Annotated in this window: 1 protein-coding gene; it reads left to right on the top strand. The window is 78.4% G+C overall.

Annotated elements, in window-relative coordinates; all coding sequences use genetic code 11:
- A partial coding sequence (locus FMEAI12_RS39515; RefSeq protein ID WP_304598628.1) for a hypothetical protein occupies window positions 1-236 on the top strand: 236 nt, incomplete at both ends.

The raw sequence follows: 236 nt of genomic DNA, 5'->3' as shown, positions 1-236 counted from the left end.
GACGCAGGTCCCCGGCGGCGGCACTGCTCCGGGAGGTACAGCTCCGGGCGGCACGGCCCCCGGAGGGACGGCCCCCGGAGGCACTACTCAGGGCGGCGCCGCCCCCGGAGGCACTACTCAGGGCGGCACTGCTCCCGGCGGCACGCAGGGCGGCCCCGGCGGTGGCATGGGCGGCCTGCTCAGCGCCGGTAACCCCAGCGAGGAGGTCCTCGCGCTGCTGGAGGCGGACGCCTCGT

The organism is Parafrankia sp. Ea1.12, from assembly GCF_900465275.1.
GTDB lineage: Bacteria > Actinomycetota > Actinomycetes > Frankiales > Frankiaceae > Parafrankia > Parafrankia soli.
The sequence above is the reverse complement of the archived record's forward strand: the minus strand, read 5'-3'. Positions and strand labels throughout refer to the sequence as shown.